This is a genomic window from Amycolatopsis sp. GM8, from assembly GCF_021653975.1.
Lineage (GTDB): Bacteria > Actinomycetota > Actinomycetes > Mycobacteriales > Pseudonocardiaceae > Amycolatopsis_E.
The window spans coordinates 493938-520079 of sequence record NZ_JAJKFK010000007.1; the positions used below are offsets into that span (position 1 = coordinate 493938).

Annotated in this window: 20 protein-coding genes, 2 tRNA genes and 1 rRNA gene; 8 read left to right on the forward strand and 15 right to left on the reverse strand. The window is 69.4% G+C overall.

Features of this window, described 5'->3' with window-relative positions:
• Positions 1–48: 48 nt before the first annotated feature.
• The 3 genes from LOZ83_RS31150 to LOZ83_RS31160 all read right to left on the reverse strand — a co-directional run bounded on the left by LOZ83_RS31150 (position 49) and on the right by LOZ83_RS31160 (position 3919).
• Positions 49–122 (reverse strand) — tRNA-Met (locus LOZ83_RS31150).
• Positions 123–809: 687 nt separating this feature from the next.
• Positions 810–883 (reverse strand) — tRNA-Met (locus tag LOZ83_RS31155).
• 60 nt (positions 884–943) lie between these two features.
• Positions 944–3919: a UPF0182 family protein gene (locus LOZ83_RS31160; RefSeq protein ID WP_236795313.1), complete on the reverse strand. Its 2976-nt coding sequence runs from the start codon at positions 3917–3919 to the stop codon at positions 944–946.
• 160 nt (positions 3920–4079) lie between these two features.
• Between LOZ83_RS31160 and LOZ83_RS31165 the strand changes: the two genes are divergently transcribed.
• The gene (locus LOZ83_RS31165; RefSeq protein ID WP_236795314.1) at positions 4080–4631 is read left to right on the forward strand and encodes a PPA1309 family protein; all 552 of its coding nucleotides are present in this window, start codon (positions 4080–4082) and stop codon (positions 4629–4631) included.
• 3 nt (positions 4632–4634) lie between these two features.
• Here the strand turns inward: LOZ83_RS31165 and LOZ83_RS31170 are convergent, their stop codons facing one another.
• Complete coding sequence (locus LOZ83_RS31170; RefSeq protein ID WP_236795348.1) at positions 4635–5642, reverse strand: PDZ domain-containing protein; 1008 nt, start codon at positions 5640–5642, stop codon at positions 4635–4637.
• 251 nt (positions 5643–5893) lie between these two features.
• Between LOZ83_RS31170 and LOZ83_RS31175 the strand changes: the two genes are divergently transcribed.
• The gene (locus LOZ83_RS31175; protein ID WP_236795315.1) at positions 5894–7267 is read left to right on the forward strand and encodes a zinc-dependent metalloprotease; all 1374 of its coding nucleotides are present in this window, start codon (positions 5894–5896) and stop codon (positions 7265–7267) included.
• 767 nt (positions 7268–8034) lie between these two features.
• Here the strand turns inward: LOZ83_RS31175 and LOZ83_RS31180 are convergent.
• On the reverse strand, positions 8035–8607 hold the full coding sequence (locus LOZ83_RS31180) for a M48 family metallopeptidase (RefSeq protein ID WP_236795349.1): 573 nt from the start codon (positions 8605–8607) through the stop codon (positions 8035–8037).
• A gap of 164 nt (positions 8608–8771) precedes the next feature.
• Here LOZ83_RS31180 and LOZ83_RS31185 point away from each other — a divergent pair, with 164 nt between their 5' ends.
• The 3 genes from LOZ83_RS31185 to LOZ83_RS31195 all read left to right on the forward strand — a co-directional run bounded on the left by LOZ83_RS31185 (position 8772) and on the right by LOZ83_RS31195 (position 12308).
• A complete protein-coding gene (locus tag LOZ83_RS31185; protein WP_236795316.1) occupies positions 8772–9824 on the forward strand; it encodes a ThiF family adenylyltransferase in 1053 nt (350 codons plus the stop codon).
• A 57-nt stretch (positions 9825–9881) separates the two neighbouring features.
• Positions 9882–11225, forward strand: coding sequence for an AarF/ABC1/UbiB kinase family protein (locus LOZ83_RS31190; protein ID WP_236795317.1), 1344 nt, complete (start codon positions 9882–9884; stop codon positions 11223–11225).
• A 129-nt stretch (positions 11226–11354) separates the two neighbouring features.
• Positions 11355–12308 carry a hypothetical protein gene (locus tag LOZ83_RS31195; RefSeq protein WP_236795318.1) on the forward strand — a complete coding sequence of 318 codons (954 nt, stop codon included), beginning with the start codon at positions 11355–11357 and terminating at the stop codon, positions 12306–12308.
• A gap of 177 nt (positions 12309–12485) precedes the next feature.
• Here the strand turns inward: LOZ83_RS31195 and LOZ83_RS40295 are convergent, their stop codons facing one another.
• From LOZ83_RS40295 to LOZ83_RS31220, 5 genes are all read right to left on the reverse strand, one after another.
• The gene (locus LOZ83_RS40295) at positions 12486–13811 is read right to left on the reverse strand and encodes a trans-aconitate 2-methyltransferase (protein WP_304512165.1); all 1326 of its coding nucleotides are present in this window, start codon (positions 13809–13811) and stop codon (positions 12486–12488) included.
• A gap of 411 nt (positions 13812–14222) precedes the next feature.
• On the reverse strand, positions 14223–14465 hold the full coding sequence (locus tag LOZ83_RS31205) for a hypothetical protein (protein ID WP_236795319.1): 243 nt from the start codon (positions 14463–14465) through the stop codon (positions 14223–14225).
• Positions 14462–14866 carry a WhiB family transcriptional regulator gene (locus LOZ83_RS31210; RefSeq protein WP_236795320.1) on the reverse strand — a complete coding sequence of 135 codons (405 nt, stop codon included), beginning with the start codon at positions 14864–14866 and terminating at the stop codon, positions 14462–14464. Before LOZ83_RS31210 ends, LOZ83_RS31205 begins: the two co-directional genes overlap by 4 nt.
• A 119-nt stretch (positions 14867–14985) precedes the next feature.
• Positions 14986–15234, reverse strand: coding sequence for a hypothetical protein (locus tag LOZ83_RS31215; RefSeq protein WP_236795321.1), 249 nt, complete (start codon positions 15232–15234; stop codon positions 14986–14988).
• Between the two features lie 200 nt (positions 15235–15434).
• The gene (locus tag LOZ83_RS31220; protein WP_236795322.1) at positions 15435–17516 is read right to left on the reverse strand and encodes an ATP-dependent DNA helicase UvrD2; all 2082 of its coding nucleotides are present in this window, start codon (positions 17514–17516) and stop codon (positions 15435–15437) included.
• Between the two features lie 65 nt (positions 17517–17581).
• Here LOZ83_RS31220 and LOZ83_RS31225 point away from each other — a divergent pair, with 65 nt between their 5' ends.
• The gene (locus tag LOZ83_RS31225; RefSeq protein ID WP_236795323.1) at positions 17582–18310 is read left to right on the forward strand and encodes a DUF4191 domain-containing protein; all 729 of its coding nucleotides are present in this window, start codon (positions 17582–17584) and stop codon (positions 18308–18310) included.
• Between the two features lie 3 nt (positions 18311–18313).
• On the opposite strand, the gene LOZ83_RS31230 is transcribed toward LOZ83_RS31225, so the two are convergent.
• Entirely contained in the window at positions 18314–18799 is a 486-nt protein-coding gene (locus tag LOZ83_RS31230) for an RDD family protein (protein WP_236795324.1), read from the reverse strand.
• A 175-nt stretch (positions 18800–18974) separates the two neighbouring features.
• Between LOZ83_RS31230 and glnA the strand changes: the two genes are divergently transcribed.
• Together glnA and LOZ83_RS31240 are read left to right on the forward strand one after the other, a co-directional pair.
• On the forward strand, positions 18975–20399 hold the full coding sequence (gene glnA, locus LOZ83_RS31235; RefSeq protein ID WP_236795325.1) for a type I glutamate--ammonia ligase: 1425 nt from the start codon (positions 18975–18977) through the stop codon (positions 20397–20399).
• A 222-nt stretch (positions 20400–20621) separates the two neighbouring features.
• Complete coding sequence (locus LOZ83_RS31240) at positions 20622–21656, forward strand: polyprenyl synthetase family protein (protein WP_236795326.1); 1035 nt, start codon at positions 20622–20624, stop codon at positions 21654–21656.
• 5 nt (positions 21657–21661) lie between these two features.
• On the opposite strand, the gene LOZ83_RS31245 is transcribed toward LOZ83_RS31240, so the two are convergent.
• From LOZ83_RS31245 to rrf, 4 genes are all read right to left on the reverse strand, one after another.
• Positions 21662–22096 (reverse strand): thioesterase family protein, encoded by a 435-nt coding sequence (locus LOZ83_RS31245; RefSeq protein WP_236795327.1) that lies wholly within the window; start codon positions 22094–22096, stop codon positions 21662–21664.
• A 43-nt stretch (positions 22097–22139) separates the two neighbouring features.
• Positions 22140–25118, reverse strand: coding sequence for a bifunctional [glutamine synthetase] adenylyltransferase/[glutamine synthetase]-adenylyl-L-tyrosine phosphorylase (locus tag LOZ83_RS31250; RefSeq protein WP_236795328.1), 2979 nt, complete (start codon positions 25116–25118; stop codon positions 22140–22142).
• A 21-nt stretch (positions 25119–25139) separates the two neighbouring features.
• Positions 25140–25898 carry a type 1 glutamine amidotransferase gene (locus LOZ83_RS31255; protein ID WP_236795329.1) on the reverse strand — a complete coding sequence of 253 codons (759 nt, stop codon included), beginning with the start codon at positions 25896–25898 and terminating at the stop codon, positions 25140–25142.
• A 118-nt stretch (positions 25899–26016) separates the two neighbouring features.
• A 5S ribosomal RNA gene (gene rrf / locus LOZ83_RS31260) occupies positions 26017–26133 on the reverse strand.
• Positions 26134–26142 lie beyond the last annotated feature (9 nt).

Here is a 26142-nt window from a genome sequence, read left to right on the forward strand (position 1 = left end):
ACGCACGAAAAAGGCCCGATCCGTGGCGGACCGGGCCTTTTTCGGCAGTAGCGGGGACAGGATTTGAACCTGCGACCTCTGGGTTATGAGCCCAGCGAGCTACCGAGCTGCTCCACCCCGCGTTGTAAGGAGAACTATACACCCGGCTGTTCGCCGTCACATTCGCCCCTCACTGTCCACTCGGGACGCTGGTTGGTTTAGGGCCGTCGCAGGCCCGCGGGCCGCACGTTGCCTTTTGGCCTTCTCCCGGGCCGATCCGTGAGTGTTCGCGGTTGGCGGGGGGGGTGGGGGCGGGCGAGGGAGAGAGGGACCACCACCCCCACCCCCCGGTTTGTGGGGGGGGGGGGGGTGGTTTGTCCGGGGGTTATGTGGGCCCTCCAAACCCCCCGCCAACCGCAAGTGCGGCTGAGGATCGGCCCGGCAGAACGCCTTGCCCGGCACCCCCTCACCTCGCCACCGCGGCCACCCGTCCCATCCCCCACAAGACAAATGACCTACGCCCCCACCCCCAACAGCCGAACGCAACCACACCCACCCCACCCCACCAACCCAGACCCCAACAACAACACCCGCACCCAACAACAGGCCCGGCACCGCACCCGCCACCCAACAACGACACCCAGCCCGCACCAGCGACACCAAACAACGACACCCGCACCGCGCCTGCACCCAACGACGGCGCCGGCACCGCGATGGGGGGTGCAGGGGGGCGAAGCCCTCCCTGCCGGGGGTCTGGGGGTTCGACCCCCAGGGCAATGCGAAAGAGACCCATACCTGCGCTTTCCGCAGGTATGGGTCTCCCTTCTCTGTAGCGGGGACAGGATTTGAACCTGCGACCTCTGGGTTATGAGCCCAGCGAGCTACCGAGCTGCTCCACCCCGCGTTGTGAAATTCAGTGTACGCGGTGGTTGCGGGGAGGTGCGGGGCGGGGTCCCTTGGAGCGTCAGCCTCCTGGTGGCGGGGCTGTTGTGCTGGTCGGGGTGCTGCCCTTCGCCGCGTCGTATTCGCGGGTGGCCGCGTCGAGCGCCGCCAGGGCCTGGCCTTGTGCGGTGAAGTCACCGTTCTGTTGTGCGGTGCGGAGCTGGCTGAGTGCCGTCGTGATGTCGTTGACGGCCTTGTCCAGCGCCGGGTTGCTGCCACCGGACGCTGGTGGCGGCGTGGGGGTGGTGCTCGATGGCGACGACGGTGTCGTCGTGGGGCCGGTCGGCTGGGCCGGTGGGGTCGCCGCGGGGCTGGTGGTATCGCCGAAGACTTGTTTCAGCGCGTCGCTGAGTGTCGAGGCGAAGCCGACCTTGGAGCCGTACGCCACCAGGACCCTGGCCAGCTGCGGGTAACTGTTCTGGTTGCGTTGCTGGATGTAGACCGGTTCCACATACAGGAACCCGCCCTCCAGCGGCAGCGTGATCAGGTTGCCGAAGATGACGCTGACGGACTGGTTGCTGAAGAACGTTCTCTGTTGCGCGAAGTTCGGGTCGCTCTGGAACTTGTTCTGTACCTGGACCGGACCGTCGGCCTGGCTGTTGCCGGCCGCGGTCGTGGGTAGTCGCAGCACCCGGATCGTGCCGTAGTCCTTGGGATCACTGGAAACGGACATCCAGGCCGCCAGGTACTGCCGTTGCAGCGCGGTCAGTGAACTGGTGAGCTGGAACGTCGGCGTGCTCTCCCCCGGCGTTTCGGCGAGCACATAGTAGCCCGGCTGGTTGGCCAGGCCGGACGCGTCGAGGTTGGTGCCGCCCTCCTGCGTCGGGTCCTGCGGCACGTTCCAGAAGGTGTTGGTGGTGTAGAACTCCTGCGGGTCGTTGACGTGGTATTTCGCCAGCAGTTCCCGCTGCACCTTGAACAGGTCCTCCGGGTAACGGAAATGCGCGCGCAGGTCCGGGCTGATGTCGGAGCTGGGCTTGACGATGCCGGGGAAGACGTTCTCCCAGGCCTTGAGCACCGGGTCCTTGTCGTCCACCGAGTACAGCGTGACGGTGCCGTCGAACGCGTCGACGGTCGCCTTCACCGAGTTGCGGATGTAGTTGATGTTGTTGTTGGCCTGCCGCGCGGTGCCGACCAGCGAGTCCTCGGTGGCCTGTCCCAGCTGCGTCTGCTGCGAGTACGGGTAGTTGTTCAACGTCGTGTAGCCGTCGACGATCCACTGGATCTTGCCGTCCACGACCGCCGGGTACGGGTCGCCGTCGACGGTCAGCCACGGGGCGACCTTCTGCACGCGCTCGCGCGGGTCCCGGTTGTACATGATCTTCGAACCGCTGCTGATGGCGTCGGAGAACAAAATGTTGCGCTCGCCGTACTTCGCCGCGAAAGCCAAGCGGTTGAACCAGTTGTCGATCGGCACGCCGCCGGAGCCGTCGTAGCGGTAGTCGCTGCTCGCGGCGCTGTCGTACTCACCGGGCGCCTTGCCGGCCTGCCCGCCGACGATCGCGTAGTCGTTGGTCAGCTGGCCGTAGTAGATGCGCGGCTGTTGAACCTGGATGCCGGGCGCGTTCGGATCGTTCGGGACGAGTCCCTTGCCGGTCGGGTTCTGCGTGTCGCTGGTGGCCGCGATCGGGTAACCGCCGTCACTGTTCGCGTTGGACACCGCGCGGTCGATCGTGTTGGCCTGCGCCGCGACGAACCCGTTGCCATGGGTATAGACCATGTGCTTGTTGATCCAGCTGGTCTGGTTCCCGGTCAGGTTCGCGGTGTTGATCTCGCGCGCGGCGACGATGTAGTCGTTGGTCGTGCCGCCGATGGTGTAGCGGTCGATACCCAGTTTCGCCGGGAAGCCGTAGAAGTTCTCGCGGCCGACGCGCTGGGTGAAGGTCGGCGCGAGCACGTTCGGGTCCAGCAGCCGGATGTTCGGCACGGTTGTCGTGTCCGCATTGATCTGGGAGGCGGTGGCCTGCCCGGTGCCGCTGTAATCCTGGTACTGCACGTTGTTGAGGCCGAAAGCGTCCTTTGTGGCCGTCATGTTGCGGCTGATGGAAAGCGCTTCCTTCTGGTTCGCGTTGGGTTTCACCGAGAACTGCTCGAGAATCGCCGGCCACGCCGCGCCGACCAGCACCCCGGACAGGATGAGCAGCACCAGCGCGATCGCCGGCAGCTGGATGTTGCGCAGGAAAGCGCCCGCGAAGAACGCGATCGCGCAGATCGCCGAAATGAACAGCAGGATCAGCTTCGCCGGCAGCACCGCGTTCAGGTCGGTGTAGGTGGCGCCGTAGAACAGTGGCGCGTTGCGATCGGAGAAGAGCAGGTTGTAGCGGTCGAAGTAGTACTCGACCGCCTTCAACAGCACGAAAAGCCCTGCTGTGGTGGCCAGCTGCACCCGCGCCGCCGACGCGAGCTGCCCGCCCCGGCCCGCCAGCCGGATCCCGCCGAACAGGTAGTGCGCGATCAGCCCGCTGATGAAGGACAGCGTGATCGCGACGAACAACCAGCCGATGAGCCACTGGTAGAACGGCAGGCTGAAGGCGTAGAAGCCGATGTCGTTGCCGAACTCGGGATCCGTCTGGCCGAAACTCGTGCCGTGCAGGAACAACTGCACGCGCTGCCAGTCGCCGTTGCCGGTCGCGCCCGCGATGAGGCCGGTGATGACCGGGATGCCGATACCGAACAGCCGGATGCGGCCGACGATGGCCGAGCGGTAGCGGGAAAGCGGGTCGTCGGCACCGGAGATCGGGACGAACACCGGCCGGGTGCGGTAGGCGATCCACAGGCTCAGCGAGACACTGCCGCCGACCAGCAACCCGATCGCGAAGAACAGCACGATCCGGGTGAGCACGACCGTGCTGAAGACCTCGCGCGCGTGCACCTCGCCGAACCACAGCCAGTTGACATAGGCATCCAGGAGTCGCGCGCCGAGCAGCAGCGCCAGGACGATCACGGCGGCGATGACGAGCAGGATCCGGCTGCGGCGGGACAGCTTCGGCAAGCTCACAGGGGGCCGGTTGGCCACTGCACACGCTCCTGTTGTTGCGAGTTCGGTCCGGGGCGGCGATGAAACCGCACGCTACCCCTGGTCACATAACTCTACGGAGGGCGCTCTGGGTTCCCCACCCACCCCAAATCGGACATGGACCCCCTGACACGATGACGCCATGGCGACACCTGAGAACCAGACGGCCGACGTGGCGGCGGTGGCCCGCGAGGTGGAGGAGTTCGTGGCCTCCGCGGGCTGGGACCAGCCGGCGCAGCTGTTCGCGCTGGTGCTGACCGAGGAGCTGCTGCGGCAGGAGCCGGAGCTGGCCGGTCAGCTGGACGCGACGGCGAGCTCGCTGACCCCGGTCGCGCAGGACGAGCTGCCCGAAGGTGATCTGGCGGAAGCGCTGGGGCGCATCGCGTGGCCGGACGCGGTGGTCGGGTGTGCCGTGGCGCAGGAAATCATCGTGCTGCCGCCGAGTGCCGAAGAGTCACTGCCCGACGACGAGACGACGGACATCGCGCGGCTGCGTCAGGCCGCCGCGGACCACCCGGACCGCACCGAGGCACGCCTGGTGGCCGCCGTACTGCGCGACGGTCCCGCCGCCTGCGTCATGCGCCTGCGCGGGTACACGGCCGCCCCGGAAGGCGAGCCGGTCGACGAGGTGGTCGAGCACCCGGACCTGGCGCCGAACCTGGTCGAGGCGCTGCGGACGACGTTCCTGCCCTGACCGTCAGCAGGACGGGCCGGGCCGGCCCGCCTTGAGGTCGTCGAGCGCGGCGAGCGCCGAATCGAGGTTCGTCACCTTCACCAGCTTCATGCCGTCGGGGACGGCCGCCTCGGCCTCGGCGCAGTTGGATTCCGGCGTCAGGAAGACGGTCGCCCCGGCCTCGCGCGCGCCGACGACCTTGAACGAGATGCCACCGATCGGCCCCACGTCACCCTTTTCGTTGATCTCGCCGGTGCCGGCGATGTGCTCGCCCGCCGCCATGTCGCCCGGGGTGAGCCGGTCCACGATGGCCAGCGCGAACATCAGCCCGGCCGAGGGCCCGCCGACTTCCTGCAGCGACACCTTCACGTCGAACGGCACATCCGCCCGGTCGATCGGCTGCAGGCCCATGAAACCCTGCGCCTGCTTCGGGTCCGGGTTGGCGGCGAGGGTGAGCGGGCTGGTGCGGGGCGCGTCGGTGCCGTGCTGGAAGGTGATCTGGATCGTCTGCCCGGCCTTGGTGTCGGCCAGCGCGGTGCGCACGTCGTCCTCCTGCGCGATCGGCTTGCCGTTGACGTCCAGCAGCCGGTCGCCCGCGGCGAGCACCTTGTCGGCCGGGCTGCCGGCGACGACCTCCTGGGTGAGCACCTTGATCGGGTAGCCCAGGTGCCGCAGGGCCGCGACCTCGGCGTTGCTCTGAGAGTCCTGGAACTCCTTGACGTTCTCCTGCTGAACCTGCTCGTCGCTCTCCCCCGGCTTGAAGTACTCCTCGCGGGGCGCGAGCGCGTAGCGGCCGCTGGCCCACAGCCCGAGGGCGCCGAACAGGGTGATCTGGTCGTTGAGGGAGACCGTGGTCATCCGCAGCTCGCCCGAGGTCGGGTAGGTCTGCTGCCCGCTGATCTGGATGACCGGGGTGCCGCCGGCCTGGCCGAGCGTGTCGAAGGTGGGGCCGGGGCCGATGGCGACATAAGGGACCTGAACGAAGGCGCCCGTGAGCCCGAACGCGATCACGAGGAGCGCGCTCAGCAGCACCGTCCAGCCTCGGCGGGTGGGGCGCTTGGGCGCCCCCACGCGCCGGGTGCGCCCGGTATCGTCGCGGCGGTCTCCGTCGTCGGCCGCGCTCGCCGGGTTGGGACCTGGAGCTGTGGTTTGATCACGGGACTCGCTCACGCGGGACAGCGTACGGTGACGGGTCTGAGCTCCCGATCAGGACTCCTCGTCGGCCCGGATTTCGGCGCCCGGCTGACCCGATGTGCCGGGCGCTGTCCGCGTACGGTGGTGCTATGAGCAATCTCCCGTTCGGCTTTGGACCTTCCGATCCCGACAAACGTGGCGAGAACGAGCCCGAGGGTGGCGGCCAGTCCGGCGCGGAGGCCTTCAACCAGTTGGGCCAGATGCTCAGCCAGCTGGGTCAGATGCTCAGCCAGGCGGGCAGCTCGTCCGGGCCCGTCAACTATGACCTCGCGAAGCAGATCGCGTTGCAGAAGTTGAGTGGTTCCGGTGGCGGGCAGATGGGCGTCGCCTCGAGCGGGGACTCGGACTCGGCGGTCCGGGATGCCGCGCACCTGGCGGAACTGTGGCTCGACGCGGCGACGATCCTGCCCGCGGGCGCCACCACGACGGTGGCCTGGTCGGCGCGCGACTGGGTGCACAAGACGCTGCCGACGTGGCAGCGGCTGTGCGACCCGGTGGCGCAGCAGGTGTCCGGTGCGTGGGTCGAGGCGCTGCCGGCCGAAGCCAAGCAGGCGGCGGGGCCGCTGTTGCAGATGGTCGGCCAGATGGGCGGCATGGCGTTCGGCTCGCAGCTGGGTAACGCGTTGGCGCAGTTGGCGTCGGAGGTGCTGACGTCGACCGAGGTGGGTCTGCCCTTGGGGCCGGACGCCACTTCCGCTCTGCTTCCCGCGAACATCGAGAAGTTCACCGAGGGGCTCGAGCTGCCCAACAGTGAGGTGCTCGTGTTCCTGGCCGCGCGCGAGGCGGCGCACCAGCGGCTGTTCACGCATGTGCCGTGGTTGCGGCAGCGTCTGCTGGCGACCGTCGAGGAGTTCGCGCACGGCATCAAGGTGGACACTTCGGCGCTGGAGCAGCTGGCCGGTCAGGTCGACCCGAGCAACCCGGCGAGCATCGAAGAGGCGATGTCCTCGGGCCTGCTGGAGCCGAAGACGACGCCCGAGCAGCAGGCCGCACTCGGCCGGCTCGAGACGCTGCTCGCGCTGGTCGAGGGCTGGGTCGACGTCGTGGTCGCCGACGCCGTCGGTGACCGGCTGCCTGGTGCCGGTGCGCTGCGCGAGACCCTGCGCCGCCGCCGCGCGACAGGTGGCCCGGCTGAGCAGACGTTCGCGACGCTGGTCGGCCTGGAGCTGCGGCCGCGCCGGATGCGTGCCGCGTCGGCGCTGTGGAAGCTCGTGGGTGAGCAGCACGGCACCGAGAAGCGCGATGGCCTGTGGTCGCACCCGGACCTGATGCCCAACGCCGCGGACCTCGACGACCCCATGGAGTTCAGCGAGCGCCTCGGCAACCAGGCCAGCATCGACGACCTCGACCCCATCGCCGAGCTGGAACGCACCCAGCAGGCGGAGGGCAAGTCCGACGCCACCCCGGAGTCCGGCAAGGACACCGGCGAAGACAAGGGTGGGGAGGACGGCAAGTCCAGCTGACCCTGCCGGGCTCGTTCTGGGCGCAGGAGCTGCCGCGGCTACGACGGGCTGGCTAGGCTCCGGCCGCCGTGCCCCACTCCGGCTGGGCGCGGCTGCCCGCCGAGCCTCGGCGGTCTGACCCGCCGCTACCAGCCTCGGCGGCACGCGGGCCGTCGCGCCCGGTCCGCCGTGGACCTGCCCCGCTGCGCCACTGCGCTCTGGCTGGCCGCCGCATACCCCTTGCTACGCCCGGTCCGGCAGACGCCTGAGCCCGCCGCACCCTGACCAGCGGCCGCTGTCGCTGCCCGGCCAACCCGGCGGCACACCCGTACACGGAGCCAGCCCTCCCCCCGGCAGGCGCGTGAGCCCACCGCCCACCCGTACCCGGGGCGTGCCGCGACCCACGGCGGCCTGCCCCGCGGCAGTCGTTTCGCCGCGCTCTGCCCCTCCCTGCAACAGCGGCATCCGGGCATGTCCGGCATATCGGCAAACGCCGTCCGGGCGTCCTAAGCGCGACCCCGCGCTACGGTGGCACGCCGTGCCAACGCCAACGGCCTGCCGCGCTCGGGCACGCCATCGCCACGGCCTTCACCGCGCCATCCGCCGCGTCCCGCCGAGCACCTCGCTCCAAACACCCGCCAGGCACAGCCGTCGCCGTAGCCGAGAATCCGGCCGTGCCGGTCCAGCATCCGGCCCAACCCGACACCCAGCACGACCACGCGATATCCGGCAAGTGCCGCCGACGCGTCCCGTCCGCTCCTAGGTCACCTCCCCATCCGTCACAACCCTCACTCCTCGATCTCCAGCACGCTGATCCCCCAGCCCGCCGCAGCCGAAAGACCTTCCAAATACCCGATCGCCCGTTCCGTTTTCGGGTAGCGCCGGACCAGCTCCCAGAACGCCGCGTCGTGCCCAGGCACCCGCAGGTGCGCGAGCTCGTGCACGAGGACGTAGTCGAGCACCCAGGCCGGCACCTGCCGCAACCGCTCGCTGACCCGGATCGTCGCGTCCGTGGGCGTGCAGGACGCCCACCGCGTGCGCATGGGCGGCACCCAGCGCACGCTCACGGGTAACGCGAGCTTGTCCAGGTAGCGGGCGGACAGCTGGGCACAGCGCGCCAGCAGCGCTGCGTCCGACTGTTTCGGCGGCGACGCTCGCCGCGATTCGGTGCGCTGCAGCTTGCGCTCCATCTCCGCGACCCACCGCTTCTCCTCTGCCCGGCTCATCCCGGCCGGGACGAGCACGACCAACGTGTCTCCGTCGCGGTACGCGGAGATCGTGCTCCGCCGCCGCTTGCTCCGCCGTATTTCAACCTTTTGCTGCGGGTTCTCCACCTGCTCGGTTTTGTCCCGGCCCCTCAGCGAGGGCACCCGTGCGTTCGCCACTCGTCCACGGTAAAGGCAGCCACCGACAACCCGGGAGTCTTCGCGGCGAGACCGGCCTGGTTATCCACATCGAATTCTTCCTGTGGATAACTTCTGTGTTCAGCTGGCGTTTTCGTAGTCGCCTTGTCACCGTATGTGTCATGGCGAATCCAACGACGCGCAGCGCGGAAGCCCGGCTGCCCAAACGCCCCCGGCTGAGACCCGGCCTGGAGGTGTACGACCGATGTCCGGGCGAGATCCAGATCGGGCTCGATCCCCGGCATGCGATGGTGGCCACCGAGCTGAGCCCGGACCTCGTCCGGGTCCTGCACAGCATCGACGGCCGCCACCGGACCGACGAGCTGCTCGCGATGGCCGACGCCGAGAACACCGACTACCTCCGCGAGCTGCTCACCGACCTGACCCGCCTCGGCCTCGTCGAAGAGGCGTGGACGCCGGCCGGGCAGCGTCGCACGGCAGGTGAGGTGGGCCTGTGGTCGCTGCGCGCCCGCCAGTCCGGTGCGGAGAGCTTCACCCGGCGCGAGCACAGCGCGGTGCTCGTACACGGCACCGGCCGGCTGACCATCGCCATCGCCACCCTGCTCGCGGCGTCCGGCGTCGGGCACGTCCAGGTCGAGGCGGACGGGGCGGTGAGCGATCAGGACACGGGCAGCGGCTACCTCGACTCCGACATCGGCCGGCAGCGCCGCAGCGCCGCGGGTGACGCCGTCAAGCGGGCGAACCCGGCGGTGAAGCACACCCGCCTGCGCGGCGACCGGCAGCCGGAGCTCGTCGTGCTGGCCGACGCCATTGTGCCGGCCCCGGAAATCGTGAAACTGCTGTTGCACGAAGGCATTCCGCACCTGCCGGTGCGCGTCCGGGAAGGCGTCGGCATCGTGGGGCCACTGGTCTACCCGGGCAGGAGCACCTGCCTCGGCTGTGCGGACCTGCACCGCAAGTCGATGGACCCGCAGTGGCCGATGGTGGCCGGGCAGCTCGCCGGGCGCTCGCAGCAGGCCGATCTGTGCAGCGTGCAGACGACGGCCGGCATGGCGGCCGGGCAGGTTCTCCGGGTTCTCGACCACGTACAAGGTCCGCCGCCGCCGGCGTGGAACACCACGATCGAGATCGACGCCCACGGCGGCGTGGTCGAGCATCGCCCGTGGCCGCCGAACCCCGCGTGCGCCTGCGGGGCCCGGCCGCCCGGAGGCTGATCGGCTACGCCCCCTGGAGTCTGCACACGAGATCAGCAGCAAGGCAGAATCATTCAGGTGACGGACTTCCAGGAGCGTGAGGACCAGGATCGTCCCGGCATTCCCCGCCGGACCGCGGCGAGGACGGCGAAACTGGCCAGCTTGCCGCTCGGCATCGCCGGGCGGGCCGTCGGTGGCTGGGGTCGCCGGCTGACCGGGCAGAGCGCCGAGGAAGTCAACGCGGCGTTGTCGGCCAAGGCAGCGGAGCAGCTGTTCGAGGTGCTGGGCGCGCTCAAGGGCGGCGCGATGAAGTTCGGCCAGGCGCTGAGCGTGTTCGAAGCGGCCGTGCCGGACGAGCTGGCCGCGCCGTACCGGGACGCGCTGACCCGGCTCCAGGCGGCCGCACCGCCCATGTCGACCAGGCAGACGCACCGAGTGCTGGCCGAGCAGCTGGGCCGCTCCTGGCAGGACCGGTTCCGCGAGTTCGACGACGACCCCACCGCGTCCGCCAGCATCGGGCAGGTGCACCGGGCCGTCTGGCACGACGGCCGCGAGGTCGCGGTCAAGGTCCAGTACCCCGGGGCCGACGTGGCGCTGCGTAGCGATCTTCGCCAGCTACAGCGGTTCAGCCGACTGTTCCAGGCGCTCGTCCCGGGCGCCGAGGTGAAACCGCTGCTCGCCGAACTCGCGGCGCGAATGGACGAGGAGCTGGACTACCGCGGCGAAGCCGACAACCAGCGCAAGTTCGCGAAGGCCTTCGAGGACGACGCGCGGGTGCACGTCCCCCGGGTCGTCGCGAGCGCGCCCAAGACGCTGGTCACCGAGTGGATCAGCGGCACGCCACTGGCAAAGATCATCGCGGGCGGGGACAAGGCGACCCGTGACACCGTCGGCGAGATGCTCGCCGAGTTCCACTATTCCTCACCTGCGAGGGCGGGGTTGCTGCACTCGGATCCGCATCCGGGGAACTTCCTGTTACTGGACGACGGCCGGCTCGGGGTGATCGACTTCGGCGCGGTCTCCCGGTTACCGAACGGTATTCCGCGCCATCTCGGGGAAATGACGAGACTCGCACTGGACGGCCGCTCCACCGAACTCATGGAACTCCTCCGGGCAGCCGGTTTCGTGCGCCCCGACAGCGATTTACGTGCCGAAGATGTGCTCGCCTATTTGGCACCGTTCACGGAGCCGCTGGCCGGCGAGCGGTTCCATTTCACCCGTAAGTGGATGCAGCGGCAGGCGATGCGGGTCGGCGATTCCCGAGGTCAGGACTTCCGGGTGGGAAGGTCACTGAATCTACCCCCGGAATACTTGATGATCCACCGCGTGACAGCCGGATCGACCGGGATCCTTTGCCAGCTGGATGCCGAGATTCCGGCGCGGGCGATTGTGGAACGGTGGCAACCGGGCTTCGCAGATTAACCCATTTGACCTACAGGTTATCCACAGAAGCCCTACGTTCTCGGACGAACGAGCCATTCGCACGTGCGAGTTATCCACAATTTTCATGAACGGGTTCCCTGATTCCGGATTCAGCGGCACGCTGGACGCATGGCCCGATTGACTTCCGCGGAGCTGACGGCTCTGGGCGCGCCGGACACGAACGGCGTGACGACGAGCGCCAGGCTGCGCAACGCCGGTGTGACACCGCACGCCATCGCGTCACGGTGCCGCGCCGGCGGCCCGTGGCGGCGGTTGCTGCCGGGCATCATCCAACTCGATGACGGAGAGCTGTCCCGGCCACAGAAGCTCCGCGCCGCGACGTTCTACGGTGGTGCGGGTTCGGTCGTCAGCGGGATCGACGCGCTGCAGGCGCACGGCGTTCCGGTCCTGCCGCCTGCCCAGGTGCACACGCTCGTCGCGCTGCACCGGCGGATCCACTCCCAGGACTTCGTGCACCTCGAGCGAACGTCCCGGTTGCCCGAGCCGTTCTGGCACAACGGCATCGCGTTCGCCCCGCCCGCCAGGGCGACGATCGACATCGCCCGCCGGGAAACAACGCCGGAACGGCTCCGCCGGCTGCTGGCGCTACCGATCTACTACGGGTTGTGCACCTCGGACGACCTCCGCGCCGAACTAGACGCCGGTAACCAGCGCGGCACGGCGTCCGTCCGCGAGATGCTGCGCAACCTGGGCGGTTCGATGGGCGAGACGTACTTGCAGGGCCTCGCCCGCGAGCTGCTCGAAGAAGTCCCGTTGCCGCCGCCGGTCTGGAACGTGACCGTTTGCGATGTGCTGGGACGTCCGATCGGCATGGTGGACGCCTGGTGGGACGAGGTCGCGCTCGGCTGGCAATTCGGCGCGGGCGCGTGGGGCACCCGCGGGCCGAAGATGAACCACCTGGCCCTCGTCGCGGCGGGCGTGGTCCTGGTGCGCACCCAGCCGGACCAGATGCGCGAGCAAGTCAGGCGCGTCGCGCAGGAGCTGACGAGCGCGTTCGCCAATGCGGCGAAGCGAAGACGCCCGAGGGTCCGCGCCCTCGGCTCGGTCCCTGCGACGGTGTGAATGGCAGCTACCAGTATTCGGCCGGGAGCTTGCCTTCGATGTCACGGACGTGCTCGCGAGCGCACCGCGGGCACAACCACTGGATGTCGCCACGTTCGCGCTCCGACACCCAAGCGAGCGCGAGCGCCGGATCCTGCTCCGCCTCACGAGTAGCGCCGCACCTGGCGCAGGTCGCGATCACAGCTTTCGTCCGAAGTGGACGGTCCTTGCGCTGAGCACGTAAAGGTCGTCCCGATTACCGAGGTAGTCCGGACCGCTCGGGTCCAGCAGACGTCGCACCGTTTCGCGGTCCTCGTCTCCGGCGCGGTCCTCGACGGTCTCGGCAAGACGGCCGAAGTGCGTAATCACGAACTGGCGCACCTCGTCGGTGGCCGGGGCAGGATGATCGGTGAGCGCGGTGAAGGAGCTGACGTCGGTCAACCCGGCTCGGGCCAGTGCAGTGGTCCAGCCGTAGGGCATGCGGACGGCGCCTTCCATCGACGCGCGCATCGCACGAAACCATTCGTCGCCGGCTGCCGACAGCCTGCGTTCGAGGCCCGGCTCGCCGATGCCGAGGTCCCACGGCAGGGTCTGGCTCTCGAGCCCGCCCTCGGCCACGGCCAGCACACCGCCTGGCGACAGCGCCGACGCAAGACCAGTGACCCCGGCTTGCTGGTCGGGGAGGTGGTGGACCATCCGCGCCGCCCAAACCAGGTCGGCGGGCGGGACGAGGTCGCCGAGATCCTGGGTCGCCACGTCGGCGTGGATCGCGCGGATCACGACCGTCGCCGAGGCAGCTCCGCCCGCCGACGCACCGGTCTCGCGCTCGTCGGCTACCACCCCGGGCGCACCCGGCGTGCTGGCAGTGGCGGCTGCCGTCGCGTCAGACACTGCGGTGACGGACACGCCAGTAGCCGCCGTGCCATCAGCAGGCGCGGCGGTGCTAGACGCGTCGGCGGCCGACGCGCCGGTGGCGGGCGCGGCAGTAGCAGATGCGGCACTCGGCGCCGCTGCGGACGCCGCCGTGACGGGCGCGGTAGTGGAAGGCACGACACTCGGCGCTGCCGCGGAAGTCGCCGGGGTGGGCGCCGCCGTCGCGGCAACCGCGTCAGGCGCTGCGACGCCTGACAAGCCAATGCCGGACACACCGGCGGCGGACACACCGGCGGCGGACACGGCGGTGACGGACGCCGCGCCAGATACAGCCGCGGGCGCCGCGACGGCGGACGTGGCGCGCGAAACGGCTGCCCGCGCGGTTTCCGCGGCGACGGCCAGCAGCTCCGGAACAGCATCGACGAGAAGGAGGGTGCCACCACCACGGGCGGCGAGTGCGACGGCCAGCGCGGCGCTCATCCCACCGGCTCCTGAACCGACGTCGACGACTGTCGCGCCGGCGGGTACCGCTGCCATCAGGCGGGCGGCGATCGCGGCGTAGGCGCCAGCGTCGAGGTCGTCGACCCGGCGGAGGTCGGGAATCCGGGTGGCCCAATCGATGTGGTCGTGGGTATGCGCATGTGCCGCCATGAGCCCATTCAACACGACCCCCGCACGCGGAAAAGGGATGTTCGCCGTGGTCGCACACGGCGAACATCCCTTGCCTCACCAGGTGATCCCGCCCGGGCCGCACAGCGAACATCCCTTGCGTCACCGGGTGATCCCGGCCGGGCCGTACGGTGCGCTGCCACCGGACCCACGGCGCGCCACCACCGGACACCCAGTGGCACCCGGGACACCCGGTGCCAGCCGGGCCGCACGGTGGCAATCAGGACACGCGCTGCCACCGGACACCCGTGGCGCAGGGACAACCCAGTGGCAGCCGGGCCGCACGGTGGCAATCGGGACACGCGCTGCCACCGGGCACCCGGTGACAGCCGGGACGCCCGGCGGCAACCGGGATACCCGGTGGCAGCGCGATCGCGACGTGGACCCAGGAACTCAGGACCGGTGGCGCTGGGCGCGGCGGGCGGCCCAGTGCGCCATCCGGTCCCATCTGCGGGCCGCGCGGGCGTGTCCGCGTTCCTGTTGCGCCCGGATATCCCGGCGCATGTCCTGTATTCGTGCTCTCGCGAGTTCTTCGTACATCAACATCTCGGTGATCTCCTTGGTCAATACGGGTGCCGAACTCGGTCGGACATCCGTGGTGTCTGGCTTTTCGCTGATCAGAAGTAGGTCACTCATGCGGCGGCGCTCCGCCGCTCGGTCGAGGTCCGCTGGGGCTGCTCCGCCGCCACGGAACGCTCGACGACCGGGTGCTTCCGCGGACGCCCCCGAGGCCGCTTCCGCGCGACCACGACGCCACGCTCGAAGATCTCGCCGCCCCAGACGCCCCACGGCTCACGCCGCGCGAGCGCGCCGGCCAGGCAGGACTCCCGGATCGGGCAGTCGCCGCACAGGCGCTTGGCACGCTCGAGATCCGCGGGAGCCTCCGCGAACCACAGGTCGGCATCCCCGGACCGGCAGGGCAGGTCCAGCTCGGGCGAGACGGCCACGTCGAGCAGGTCACCGGTACCCAGGGTGCTGGGATCGGTGAACTCGGCGGGTAACGCCCCCTCTGACGCGAAGGCGATTGCCGATGACATTCCCGTTCTCCTTTGTGTAGTAACGGTTTTCCGGTTATGGAGGGGTACAGCACAAACACGAAGGCCGCGGATCCGATGTACGGTTCCGCGGCCTTCGTGAGCCTATTTCCCAGAGGGTGTCAGGGACTTCGCTCAAGCGGAGGGTGCGGAACGTGGATCTTCGGCTGCTCGTACGTCGGCAGGACGGCATCGGCCAGCATGAGCTCGACACCGAAGGCACGGCTGCGGTCAGCAAGGACGCGCACCGGGTTCCCGGCAACACTTTCCTCGGACCAACGCACACCGATGCCCTGGCCGTTGACAGCGCCCATCGGGCTGGCGCAGGACAGCGTGGTGCCAGGGTTGCCGATCAGATTGGTGATCTTCATTCCAGGCGCCTCCTCTCGCTGTCCAGCGCTCATCGCTTTCGCGACGGGCGGAATCCCCCTCGGGTGGCGGTCTCCACCCGACCCATGCAGGCTATTGCTCTTGCCCTGATGGCTGCAACTTATTTTCCCAAGACTCCCCGAATCGACGAAGATCCGCCCTGAGCGGCGGTTTTGCCGCACGGATCGAGCTGTCGACGCGGTCAACCACGCTCACCATTCACCACCGCCAGCACATCTTCCCCGAACCGCGACGCCTTGTTCGGCCCGATCCCGGAGATCGCCACCAGACCGCGGTGGTCGGCCGGCTGCTGTTCCGCGATCGCGATGAGCGTCGCGTCGGTGAAGACCACGAACGGCGGCACCTTGAGCTCCTTCGCCCGCGTGATCCGCCACTCCCGCAGCCGGTCGAGCAACTCTTCGTCCACATTGGACGGACAACGCCGGCAGCGGCCCAGCTTGATTTCCATGGTGTCCAGCACCGGCCCGTCACAGATCCGGCAGCGCGGCTTCGGGCCGCTCCGCGCGGACTGCGACCGCGACACCCGGGCCGCAGGGTGGTGCTCCGGCAGCAGTCCGTACAGGAATCGGCTGCGCCGCCGGTTCCGCTTGCCGCCCGGATGACGCGAAAGCGACCACGACAGCCACAGATGCTCCCGGGCCCTGGTGACACCGACATAGAACAGCCGGCGCTCCTCCTCGATGGCCTCGTCATCCCCGTCGGCGTGCACGATCGGCACGGTCCCTTCGGCGAGCCCGACCAGAAACACCGCATCCCACTCCAGGCCCTTCGCGGCATGCAGGGACGCCAGCGTCACCCCCTCGACCGTCGGCGGGTGCTGCGCGGCCGCGCGCTGCTCCAGTTCGGCCACATACCGCGGCAGATCCGCACCCTCGACCGTCGCCGCCAGTTCCTCGGCCACCTCGACCAGCGACAGCAGCGCGTCCCACCGCTCTTTCGCGGAGCCGCCCGACGGTGGCTGCTCGGTCAGGCCCACCCGCGCGAGCACCGAACGGACCGCCGTCACCAGCTCCGTGCCGGGCGGATCACCCGCCGCCGTGCGCAGCGAGACCATCGCCTGCCGGATCTCCCGGCGATCGAAGAACCGCTCTCCCCCGCGCACCAGATACGGCACACCGACCTCGGACAACGCCTGCTCGTAGCCCTCGGACTGCGCGTTGACGCGGTACAGGATCGCGATCTCGCTCGCGGCGACCCCGGTGTCGAGCAGGGCGCGAATGCGGGACGCGACCGCGGCGGCCTCCGTCGGCTCGTCCTCGAACTCGGCGAACCGGGGTTCGGGCCCGGCCGCCCGCTGCCCGAGCAGCCGGAGCCGGGACCCGGCCGGCCGGTTGCGCGCCGCGCCGATCACCTTGTTCGCCAGCTCCACGACCTGCGGCGTGGACCGGTAGTCACGCTCCAGCCGCACCACCGTCGCCTCCGGGAAGCGGCGGGTGAACTCGAGCAGCGGGCGCGGCGACGCCCCGCCGAACGAGTAGATCGTCTGGTTCGCGTCACCGACCACGGTCAGGTCGTCCCGCCCGCCGAGCCAGGCGTCGAGCAGACGCTGCTGCAGCGGCGTGACGTCCTGGTACTCGTCGACGATGAAGCAGCGGTACCGGTCGCGGAACTCGCGCGCGACCTCGCCGTGCTCCTCCAGAACCGCCGTTGTGTGCAGAAGGAGATCGTCGAAGTCGAGTACCTGTGCGGAGTTCTTCAGCTTCTCGTACGCGCGGTAGACCTCGGCGACCTGCTGCGGCGCGGCCGGGCTGTCCCGCTGGACGCGCACGGCTGTCGCCGGGTAGTCGTCCGGGCTGACCAGCGACGCCTTCGCCCACTCGATCTCGCTCGCCAGGTCCCGCAGGAATTCGGACTCGGCGCCCAGCCCGGCCCGGTTCGCGGCCTGGCCGATGAGCCGCAGCTTGCCCTCGAGCAGGTCCCACGGCCGGTCGCCGATCACGCGCGGCCAGAAGTACCGCAGCTGCCGCCGCGCCGCCGCGTGGAAGGTCAGCGCCTGGGCGCCTTCCACGCCCAGCGCCCGCAGCCGGGTGCGCATCTCGCCCGCGGCGCGCGTGGTGAAGGTGACCGCGAGCACCTGTCCCGCCGCCACATGACCGGACCTGACCAGGTGCGCGACGCGGTGCGTGATCGTCCGTGTCTTCCCCGTGCCCGCACCCGCGAGCACGCACACCGGCCCCCGCGGCGCGACCGCGGCGGCTCGTTGTTCGGGATCGAGCCCGTCCAGCAGGCCCGGCCGGTGCGTTCGAACAGCTGCGTCAACCACTAGGGCATCCTCGCAGAGGGGGCCGACAGATTCCGTGCGGGACGCTCGGCCGTATCCTGGGAGATATGGCGGGAAAGCTGGACAAAGAAGCTGCCAAGCAGGCGAAGCGGGACAAGCGCGCGGCGAGCAAGGCTCGGCGTTCGCAGATCTTCGAAGCGTTCAAGATGCAGCGCAAAGAGGACAAGGCGCTCATCCCCTGGTTGGCCGGTTCGATCATCGTCGTGGCCGGCGTGGTGTTCGGGATCGGGTTCTTCTTCAACGCGCAGTGGATCCTGCTCCCGCTCGGCATCGTGCTCGGCGTGCTGGCGGCGGTGATCATCTTCGGTCGCCGCGTGCAGAAGACGGTGTATTCGAAGGCGGACGGGCAGCCGGGTGCGGCGGGCTGGGCGCTGGACAACATGCGCGGCAACTGGCGGGTGACGCAGACCGTCGCCGCCACCACGCAGCTCGACGCGGTGCACCGCGTGCTGGGCGGGCCGGGCGTCATCCTGGTCGGCGAGGGCACCCCGCATCGCGTGAAGAACCTGGTCTCGCAGGAGAAGAAGCGCATCGCGCGGCTGGTCGGCGAAACGCCGATCTACGAGGTGATCGTCGGTAGCGAAGAGGGCGAGACCCCGCTGCGCCGTCTGCAGCCGACGCTGATGAAGCTGCCGCGCAACCTCAAGCCCGCACAGGTCGACGCGCTCGAAGCCAAGCTCGCGGCGCTGGGCAACCGGGGCGCGGCGATGCCGAAGGGCCCGATCCCGCAGGGCGCCAAGATGCGCAACGTGCAGCGCACGATCCGCCGCCGCTGACCGTCAGCGCAGCCGCACGACCACCGTGCCGGTGAGCCGGTCGAGCCAGCTGCGGCCGTCGGTGTTGCGGACCGCGGCGGGAACGATCAGGACCGTCAGCGCCGCACGCACCAGGGCGCGCCAGGGCCCGACCATGGACCTGCCGTCGAGCCGCCCGACGCGGACGCCCGTGATCGCCATCCCGGGGGTGAAGCCGAAAAACGCCACCGGCAGCACCGTGATGACCGCCCAGACGACGATCGACCACAGGTTGTAGTTCTGCATGGCCGGCGTGTCCTGCAGCGCCGGGCGCATGAACAGCGACGTCAGCAGCGAGGCGAGCACCAGGTCGAGCACGAAGGCGAGCACCCGCGAGCCACCGCCGGCGGCCGCACCCGGGCCGGATTCGGGCAGGCCCAGCCGCTCGCCACGCCAGCGTGCGGGCTCCTCGTCACCGGTGCTGACACCCGTTTGGGCACCTGACAACCATTCGCCGGTCCATCTCGCCACACCAACAGGGTATGTCGCTGGCAGAATCGCTGCTTGACCTGGTGTGCTGGCAGAGCTCGCGAAAGCCAGTTAACACCGATGAAACACATGGGTGACGGTCGGGCAACACCGCGCTTTTAGCGTGAGCCGAAGAGAGTACTGCCTCCCGGCAAGACAGTTGAAGGAGTTACAGAGGGTGTCCACTACTCCAGAAGATATCCAACGCCTCATCGCGGATGAGGACGTGCAGTTTGTCGATGTCAGGTTCTGTGACCTGCCGGGCGTGATGCAGCACTTCACCGTTCCCGCGAAGTCGTTCGACACGGACGCGTTCGCCGAGGGACTGGCCTTCGACGGCTCCTCCGTCCGTGGTTTCCAGTCGATCCACGAGTCGGACATGCTTCTGCTGCCGGACCCGGACACCGCGCGGATCGACCCATTCCGCAAGCAGAAGACGCTCTCGATCAACTTCTTCGTGCACGACCCGTTCACGCGTGAGGCCTACAGCCGCGACCCGCGCAACATCGCCCGCAAGGCGGAGCAGTACATCGCCGAGTCCGGCATCGCGGACACCGTGTTCTTCGGCCCGGAGGCGGAGTTCTACATCTTCGACTCGGTCCGGTTCAACTCCGCCGAGAACGGCACCTTCCACGAGATCGACTCGATCGAAGGCTGGTGGAACACCGGCCGCGAAGAAGAGGGCGGCAACCGCGGCTACAAGACCAAGTACAAGGGCGGCTACTTCCCCGTCCCGCCGGTCGACCACTACTCCGACCTGCGTGACGAGATCAGCCAGCACCTGATGGCGTCCGGCTTCACGCTGGAGCGCGCGCACCACGAGGTGGGCACCGCGGGCCAGGCTGAGATCAACTACAAGTTCAACACGCTGCTGCACGCCGCGGACGACCTGCAGCTGTTCAAGTACATCGTGAAGAACACCTCGTGGAACGCGGGCAAGACCGCGACCTTCATGCCGAAGCCCCTCTTCGGCGACAACGGCTCGGGCATGCACTGCCACCAGTCGTTGTGGAAGGACGGCCAGCCGCTGTTCTACGACGAGTCCGGCTACGCGGGCCTGAGCGACACCGCCCGGCACTACATCGGCGGCATCCTGGCGCACGCGCCGAGCCTGCTCGCGTTCACGAACCCGACGGTGAACTCCTACCACCGCCTGGTGCCGGGCTTCGAGGCGCCGGTCAGCCTGGTGTACTCACAGCGCAACCGCTCCGCCTGCGTGCGGATCCCGATCACGGGCACGAACGCCAAGGCCAAGCGCATCGAGTTCCGTTGCCCCGACTCGTCGGGTAACCCGTACCTGGCCTTCGCCGCGATGACGATGGCGGGCCTGGACGGCATCAAGAACAAGATCGAGCCGGCCGACCCGATCGACAAGGACCTCTACGAGCTGCCGCCCGAGGAGGCCAAGGACGTCAAGCAGGTGCCGGCCGATCTCGGCACCGTGCTCGAGAACCTGGAGTCCGACCACGACTTCCTCACCGAGGGTGGCGTGTTCACCCCCGACGTGATCGAGACGTGGATCTCGCTGAAGCGGGAGCAGGAGATCGACCCGCTGCGGCTGCGCCCGCACCCGTACGAGTTCGCGCTGTACTACGACGTGTAAGTCGCCTGGGAAACAAGAGCACGCCGGCGGCGGGGAGTGGAAAACGCCCTCGCCGTCGGCGTTCCTTTTTGGGTCACCCTACGTGCAACAGTGGGCTTACCCCGGCACGGAGGTGGGTGAATCCGTCGAGCAAACGGGCGGTTGACCGGCCACGTTGTTCTGTATTGGCGGCGCGTCAGCTACACCGGGAGATGCCTACCTTGCGCCACAGGAGGTTTCCCCGTGTGTACGCCCATTGTCGAGAACAATCGCGCTCCCGTCCCGGGACTTTCCCAGCGGGTCGATCGCGCCCTCGCAGACTTCTTCGACAGCAAGGCATCCGTGTTCACGGACCCGCCGGAGCTGACGCCGATCTTCGACGGTATCCGTGATTTCGTGCTGTCCGGCGGAAAACGGCTCCGGCCGCTGTTCTGCTACCAGGGCTGGCGCGGCGCCGGTGGCGCCGAGGACGACGACGCGATCATCGTCGCCGCGGCTTCGCTGGAGCTGTTCCACGCCTTCGCCCTGATCCACGACGACATCATGGACGACTCGAAGACGCGTCGTGGCCGCCCGTCGCTGCACCGGACGCTCGGTGTGCCGCTGGGCATCCTGAGCGGAGATCTGTGCCTGACCTGGTCGCAGGAGATGCTGGACACCTGCGGGTTGCCCGCGGCCAGGATCCGGGAAGCGCAGGCCGTGCGTCATCACATGCACACCGAGCTGATGACCGGGCAGGCACTGGATCTGCTCGACCAGACCTCGGGCGACTCGCTTGCCAGAGCCTTGACCATCATCCGGTACAAGACGGGAAAGTACACTGTGGAGCGTCCGCTGCACATCGGTGCGGTGCTGGCCGGCGCCGAGCCCGAGCTGTTGCGCGCCTTCACGAATTTCGGGATCCCGTTGGGCGAGGCCTTCCAGCTGCGCGACGATCTGCTCGGTGTGTTCGGCGATCCGGCGGTCACCGGAAAGTCCACTATGGACGATCTGCGGGATGGCAAGCCCACGGTGCTGATCACCATGGCCCGGCGGGAGGCGACACCCGCGCAGGCCGGCCGAATCCGTGCCCTGTATGGCAAACCGGACCTCGGCCAGGACGAAGCAGGGCTGCTGCGGGAGGTGATCGCCGCGACCGGCGCACCGGCCACGGTCGAGCAGATGATCGTCCAGCGGACCGCACGGGCGCTGGCCGCACTGGACCACGCACCGATCACTGACGCGGCGCGGGCAGACCTGCGCGGGCTCACCCACGCCGCCACTTCCCGTGCCGCCTAAGGGAATTACTCCGCGGTGGAGAGGACTTTCAGGTCGTAGCCGGCTCGCTCGAACCGGCCGCGCGGGTCGTCGACGAGCTTGCGCCGGGCCAGGTCCATCAGGCCGATGGTGCAGACCAGCTCGGCGGACACGGTGCCGTCCGCCTTGTAGATGCGGTGCTCGATCTGGAAGGTCTTGCCGGGGCCGAACGTGGCGTCGGCCGTCACCTCGACGGTCTCGCCCATCCGGATCTCGCGCCGGTAGGTGATGGTCGAGGCGAGCAGCACCGGCGCGATGTGCTGCTCCTCGATCGGGGTGGCCCCGCCGGCGGCCTTCGCCAGCCCCTCGATGCGCGCGACCTCGCAGTACGAGTGGTACACGGCGTGGTTGAGGTGGCCGAGCATGTCCAGCTCGTACATCCGCACCTTGATCTGTATCCGGAAGGGCTCGCGCTCGCTCACGGCCCCAACTGTAGGCGGCGGGCCGGACGGTTTCGCTGTGATGTCAGTCCTCGAAGAACACCCGTTCGACCACGACGTGCGCGTGCCGGGTGATCCGGCGGTAGTAGTCGAGGAACCGGCCCAGGTCGTCCTCGTCGTAGCCGAACACGCCTGCCACGGCGGCGAGAGGGCGGCCGGTGCTCGGCACCTGGTCGGATGCCTTGCCACGCACCAGCACCGTCGCGTTGCGGACCCGCGTCGCGAGCAACCATGCCTCGGTGAGGGCCTCGGCGTCTTCGGCGCCGATGAACCCGGCCTCGGCCAAGGCGGTCAGCGCGTTCGGGGTCGAGGTGGTGCGCAGCGCCGGCACGTCGTGTGCGTGCCGTAGCTGCAACAGCTGCACGGTCCACTCGACTTCCGCCAAACCGCCGCGGCCCAGTTTCGTGTTCAGGTTCGAGTCGGTGCCGCGGGGGATGCGTTCGGTCTGCACACGCGCTTTCATCCGCCGGACCTCGCGGACGCGTGTCGCGTCCAGCCCGCCGTCGGGGTACCGGATCGCGTCGGCCATCTCGATGAACCGTGCGCCCAGATCGTTGTCGCCAGCGATGGCGCGAGCGCGCAGCAGGGCTTGCGCCTCCCACACCTCACCCCAGCGCGCGTAGTAGGCACGGTACGACTCGAGCGTGCGGACGAGCGGGCCGCCGCGGCCTTCGGGCCGGAGGTCGGCGTCGACCTCCAGCGGGGGGTCCGCGCTCGGCTGCCCCAGCATCTTGCGGACCGTCTCCGCGACCGACGAAGCGAACCGGACCGCTTCGCCGTCTTCAGCTCCCTCGTTCGCTTCGCAGACGAAGAGAACATCGGCGTCGGACCCGTAACCGAGTTCCGCGCCGCCGAGCCGCCCCATCCCGATGACTGCGATGGTCGCGGGCTGGTGGCCGACTTCGGCCACGCGCTGCGTGATCGCCGCCGCGAGCGCGCTCTGCAGCACGGCGACCCAGACGCTCGACAGGGCCGCACAGACGGCGCGGACGTCCAGCAGGCCGAGCAGATCGGCGGCCGCGACCCGCAGCAGCTCGTGGCGCCGCAAAGATCGTGCGGCGGCGACCGCCGCCTTGATCCCCGGCTGCCGCCGCACGGCGGCACGCAAAGAGTTCGCGACCTCGGCGGGATCCCGGCCGGCGAGCTGAGCCGGATCGGCCAGCAGGCGCAACACTTCCGGCGCCCGCACCAGCAGGTCCGGCACCAGCTTGGACGTGCCGAGCAGGTGCGCCAGCCGCTCGACGACGGCACCTTCGTCACGCAGAACCCTGAGGTACCAAGGGGTTTCCTCGAGTGCCTCGGACACCTTGCGGTACGCGAGGAGCCCGCCGTCGGGGTCCGGGGTGTCAGCGAGCAGGTCGAGGATCACGGGCAGCAGCGTGTGCTGGATCGACGCCCGGCGCGAGACGCCCGTGGTGAGCGCCCGGATGTGTTGCAGGGCCCCGTCGGGCGCGGCATAGCCAAGTGCGCTCAACCGCTGGGCCGCCTGTTTCGTGGTGAGGCGCAGGGCCTCTGTCGGCACGCTCGCGACGGACTGCAACAACGGGCGGTAGAAGAGTTTCTCGTGCAGTCTGCGGATCCGTTGCGCGTACCGGCGAAACTCCCCGAGGAGCACCTTCGCCGCGCCCTGCCCGCGCTCCGGCCGGATCCCCATCGCCCGGGCGATCACCCGGAGCTCGGCGATATCGGAGTCTTCGGGGAACAGGTGGGTGCGGCGCAGACGGCGCAGCTGCAAACGGTGTTCGACGGTGCGCAGGAACTCGTACGCGGTCTCGAGCTGGGCCGCGTCCTCGCGACCGACGTAGCCACCGGTGCCGAGTGCCCGCAGAGCGTCCATTGTGGACCGTTGGCGCAGATCGGCGTCCGCGCGCCCGTGCACGAGCTGCAACAGCTGCACCGCGAACTCGACGTCACGCAGCCCGCCGCGGCCGAGCTTCAGCTCACGGTCGGCGAGATCGGACGGCACGTGCTTCTCGACGCGCCGGCGCATCTGCTGGACGTCCTCGACGAAGTTCTCGCGCTCCGCGGCGGACCACACGACGTCGTCGACCATCTCGATGTACCGGCTGCCGAGCTCGTTGTCCCCGGCGACCGCGCGCGCCTTGAGCAACGCCTGGAACTCCCAGGTGCGGGCCCATTTCTGGTAGTAGGCGGTATGCCCGTCGAGGCTCCGGACGAGGGCCCCGGCCTTACCTTCGGGCCGCAGCGCCGCGTCGACCTCGAAGCACGCGCCATGGACGACGCGCATCATCGTGCTGGCCAGCCTGGTCGCGAGCTGGAGGTCGCCCTCGCCGACGAAGATGACGTCGACATCGCTGACGTAGTTCAGCTCGCGGCCGCCGCACTTCCCCATCGCGATGACCGCGAGCCGGGTGCCGTCGAGCTCCTTGTCCGCCAGCTCGGCGTGGGCGACGGCCAGACCGGCGGTGAGCGCCGCTTCGGCAAGGGCGGTGAGCCGGCCCGTCACCTCGGTGTAGGGCGACGGATCGAGGTTGGGTTCGACGAACTGGCCGAGGTCCGCGGCCGCGATCTCCAGCAGCAGGCCCCGGTACCCGGCCTTGAGCGCCTGTTCGGCGGCGGTGCCGGTGAGCGCCTCCGGCCGGCCGGCCTGGACGGCGGCGAGGAGTTCGTCGGTGAAGCAGCTGGTGTCGGTGCACTCGTCGGTCGTGAGCCGGCGCCACTCCCCCGGCGAGCCGACGAGGAAGTCCGCGAGCGCGCTCGACGTGCCGAGCACGGCGACCAGCCGGCCGCGGAGCCCCGCGTTCCCGCACAGCGCGTCGGACAGCTCGGTCCAGCCGCCCGGGTCCGCTTCGCGCAGGCGGTCGAGGCCGCGGAGCGCGAGGTCGGGGTCGGCGGAACGCGAGAGCGCGATCAGGACGCCGGTGCTCGACGGGTCGGGCCCGGCGTCGGTCCACCAGCCCGCGGCACGCAGCTGCCCCTCGGCCCGGTCGTCGGTGAAGCCGTACCGTGCGGGGGAAGCCGCCCCGCGTGCTTGCTCAACCATCGAGGTCCACCGTAGCCGTGCTCAGGCCAGCGGCAGAGTGTTGCGTGGGGCCGGAGTCGCCGGCTCGAGCGCACCGCCCGCCAGTCGCACGAAACGCTCGGCGAATGGCTGCCAGGTGTCGGCGAGGTCTTGGTGGATCTGATTGAGAGTGGATGCGTCGAAGGCCCCTGGCTTGGCCGTGGCGGCCATGTCGGGTTCGTCCGCCGCCCAGGACTGCACGAGCTCGGCGGTGGTCTCGATGTGGAACTGCACCCCGTACGCGCAGCGCCCGAGCCGGAAGGCTTGGTTGGGGTACCGCGGCGCGGAGGCGAGCAGGACAGCGTTCACCGGGAGACGGCTGATCTCGTCCCCGTGGAAGTGCATCACGTCGGGCATCAGCGGCAGGTCCGCGAACAGCGGATCGGTCCAGGCGGCGTCCTTTTTCGCGATGAGATGGGCACCGACCTCGGGCCCTTTCGTGCCCTGCTCGACCCGGCCGCCGGTGGCGACGGCGAGGAGCTGGGCACCGAGACAGATGCCGAGTGTCGGCAAACCGCTGTGGGCGCCCGCGGCGAGCAGGTCGCGCACGGACTTCAGCCACGGGTGCGCCGAGTCGTCTTCGGCGTTCATTCCGCCACCGAGGCAGATGAGTCCCTGGTAGCCGTCGAGGCCGGCGGGCAGTTCGTCGGCCGGCGGCAGCCGGATGTCGAGCTCGGCACCAGCGGCGGTGCACCACTCGCCCAGCGGACCGACCGGATCGGATTCGTCGGGCTGGATCACGAGAATGCGGGGCGCGGTCACCCATTCAGGATACGGACCCGGGCGGATCGACTCAGCCCCATTCGGACCCGGAAATGCCTCGAGGCCCTGGGAGATCCCTTGCGGGGTCTCAACCAGGGCCTCGAGGTCCTTAATTTGAGTTCGGCGGTGTCCTACTCTCCCACACCCTGGCGGGTGCAGTACCATCGGCGCTGGTGGGCTTAGCTTCCGGGTTCGGAATGGGACCGGGCGTTTCCCCACCGCCAAAACCACCGAAACACTCACG

What these genes read in the sequence shown, in the direction of transcription:
- LOZ83_RS31165 (WP_236795314.1), top strand. Translation starts at nt 4,080, where the DNA reads ATGGCGACACCTGAGAACCAGACGGCCGACGTGGCGGCGGTGGCCCGC.
- LOZ83_RS31175 (WP_236795315.1), top strand. Translation starts at nt 5,894, where the DNA reads ATGAGCAATCTCCCGTTCGGCTTTGGACCTTCCGATCCCGACAAACGT.
- LOZ83_RS31185 (WP_236795316.1), top strand. Translation starts at nt 8,772, where the DNA reads ATGGCGAATCCAACGACGCGCAGCGCGGAAGCCCGGCTGCCCAAACGC.
- LOZ83_RS31195 (WP_236795318.1), top strand. Translation starts at nt 11,355, where the DNA reads ATGGCCCGATTGACTTCCGCGGAGCTGACGGCTCTGGGCGCGCCGGAC.
- LOZ83_RS40295 (WP_304512165.1), bottom strand. Translation starts at nt 13,811, where the DNA reads ATGGCGGCACATGCGCATACCCACGACCACATCGATTGGGCCACCCGG.
- LOZ83_RS31205 (WP_236795319.1), bottom strand. Translation starts at nt 14,465, where the DNA reads ATGAGTGACCTACTTCTGATCAGCGAAAAGCCAGACACCACGGATGTC.
- LOZ83_RS31210 (WP_236795320.1), bottom strand. Translation starts at nt 14,866, where the DNA reads ATGTCATCGGCAATCGCCTTCGCGTCAGAGGGGGCGTTACCCGCCGAG.
- LOZ83_RS31215 (WP_236795321.1), bottom strand. Translation starts at nt 15,234, where the DNA reads ATGAAGATCACCAATCTGATCGGCAACCCTGGCACCACGCTGTCCTGC.
- LOZ83_RS31225 (WP_236795323.1), top strand. Translation starts at nt 17,582, where the DNA reads ATGGCGGGAAAGCTGGACAAAGAAGCTGCCAAGCAGGCGAAGCGGGAC.
- LOZ83_RS31250 (WP_236795328.1), bottom strand. Translation starts at nt 25,118, where the DNA reads ATGGTTGAGCAAGCACGCGGGGCGGCTTCCCCCGCACGGTACGGCTTC.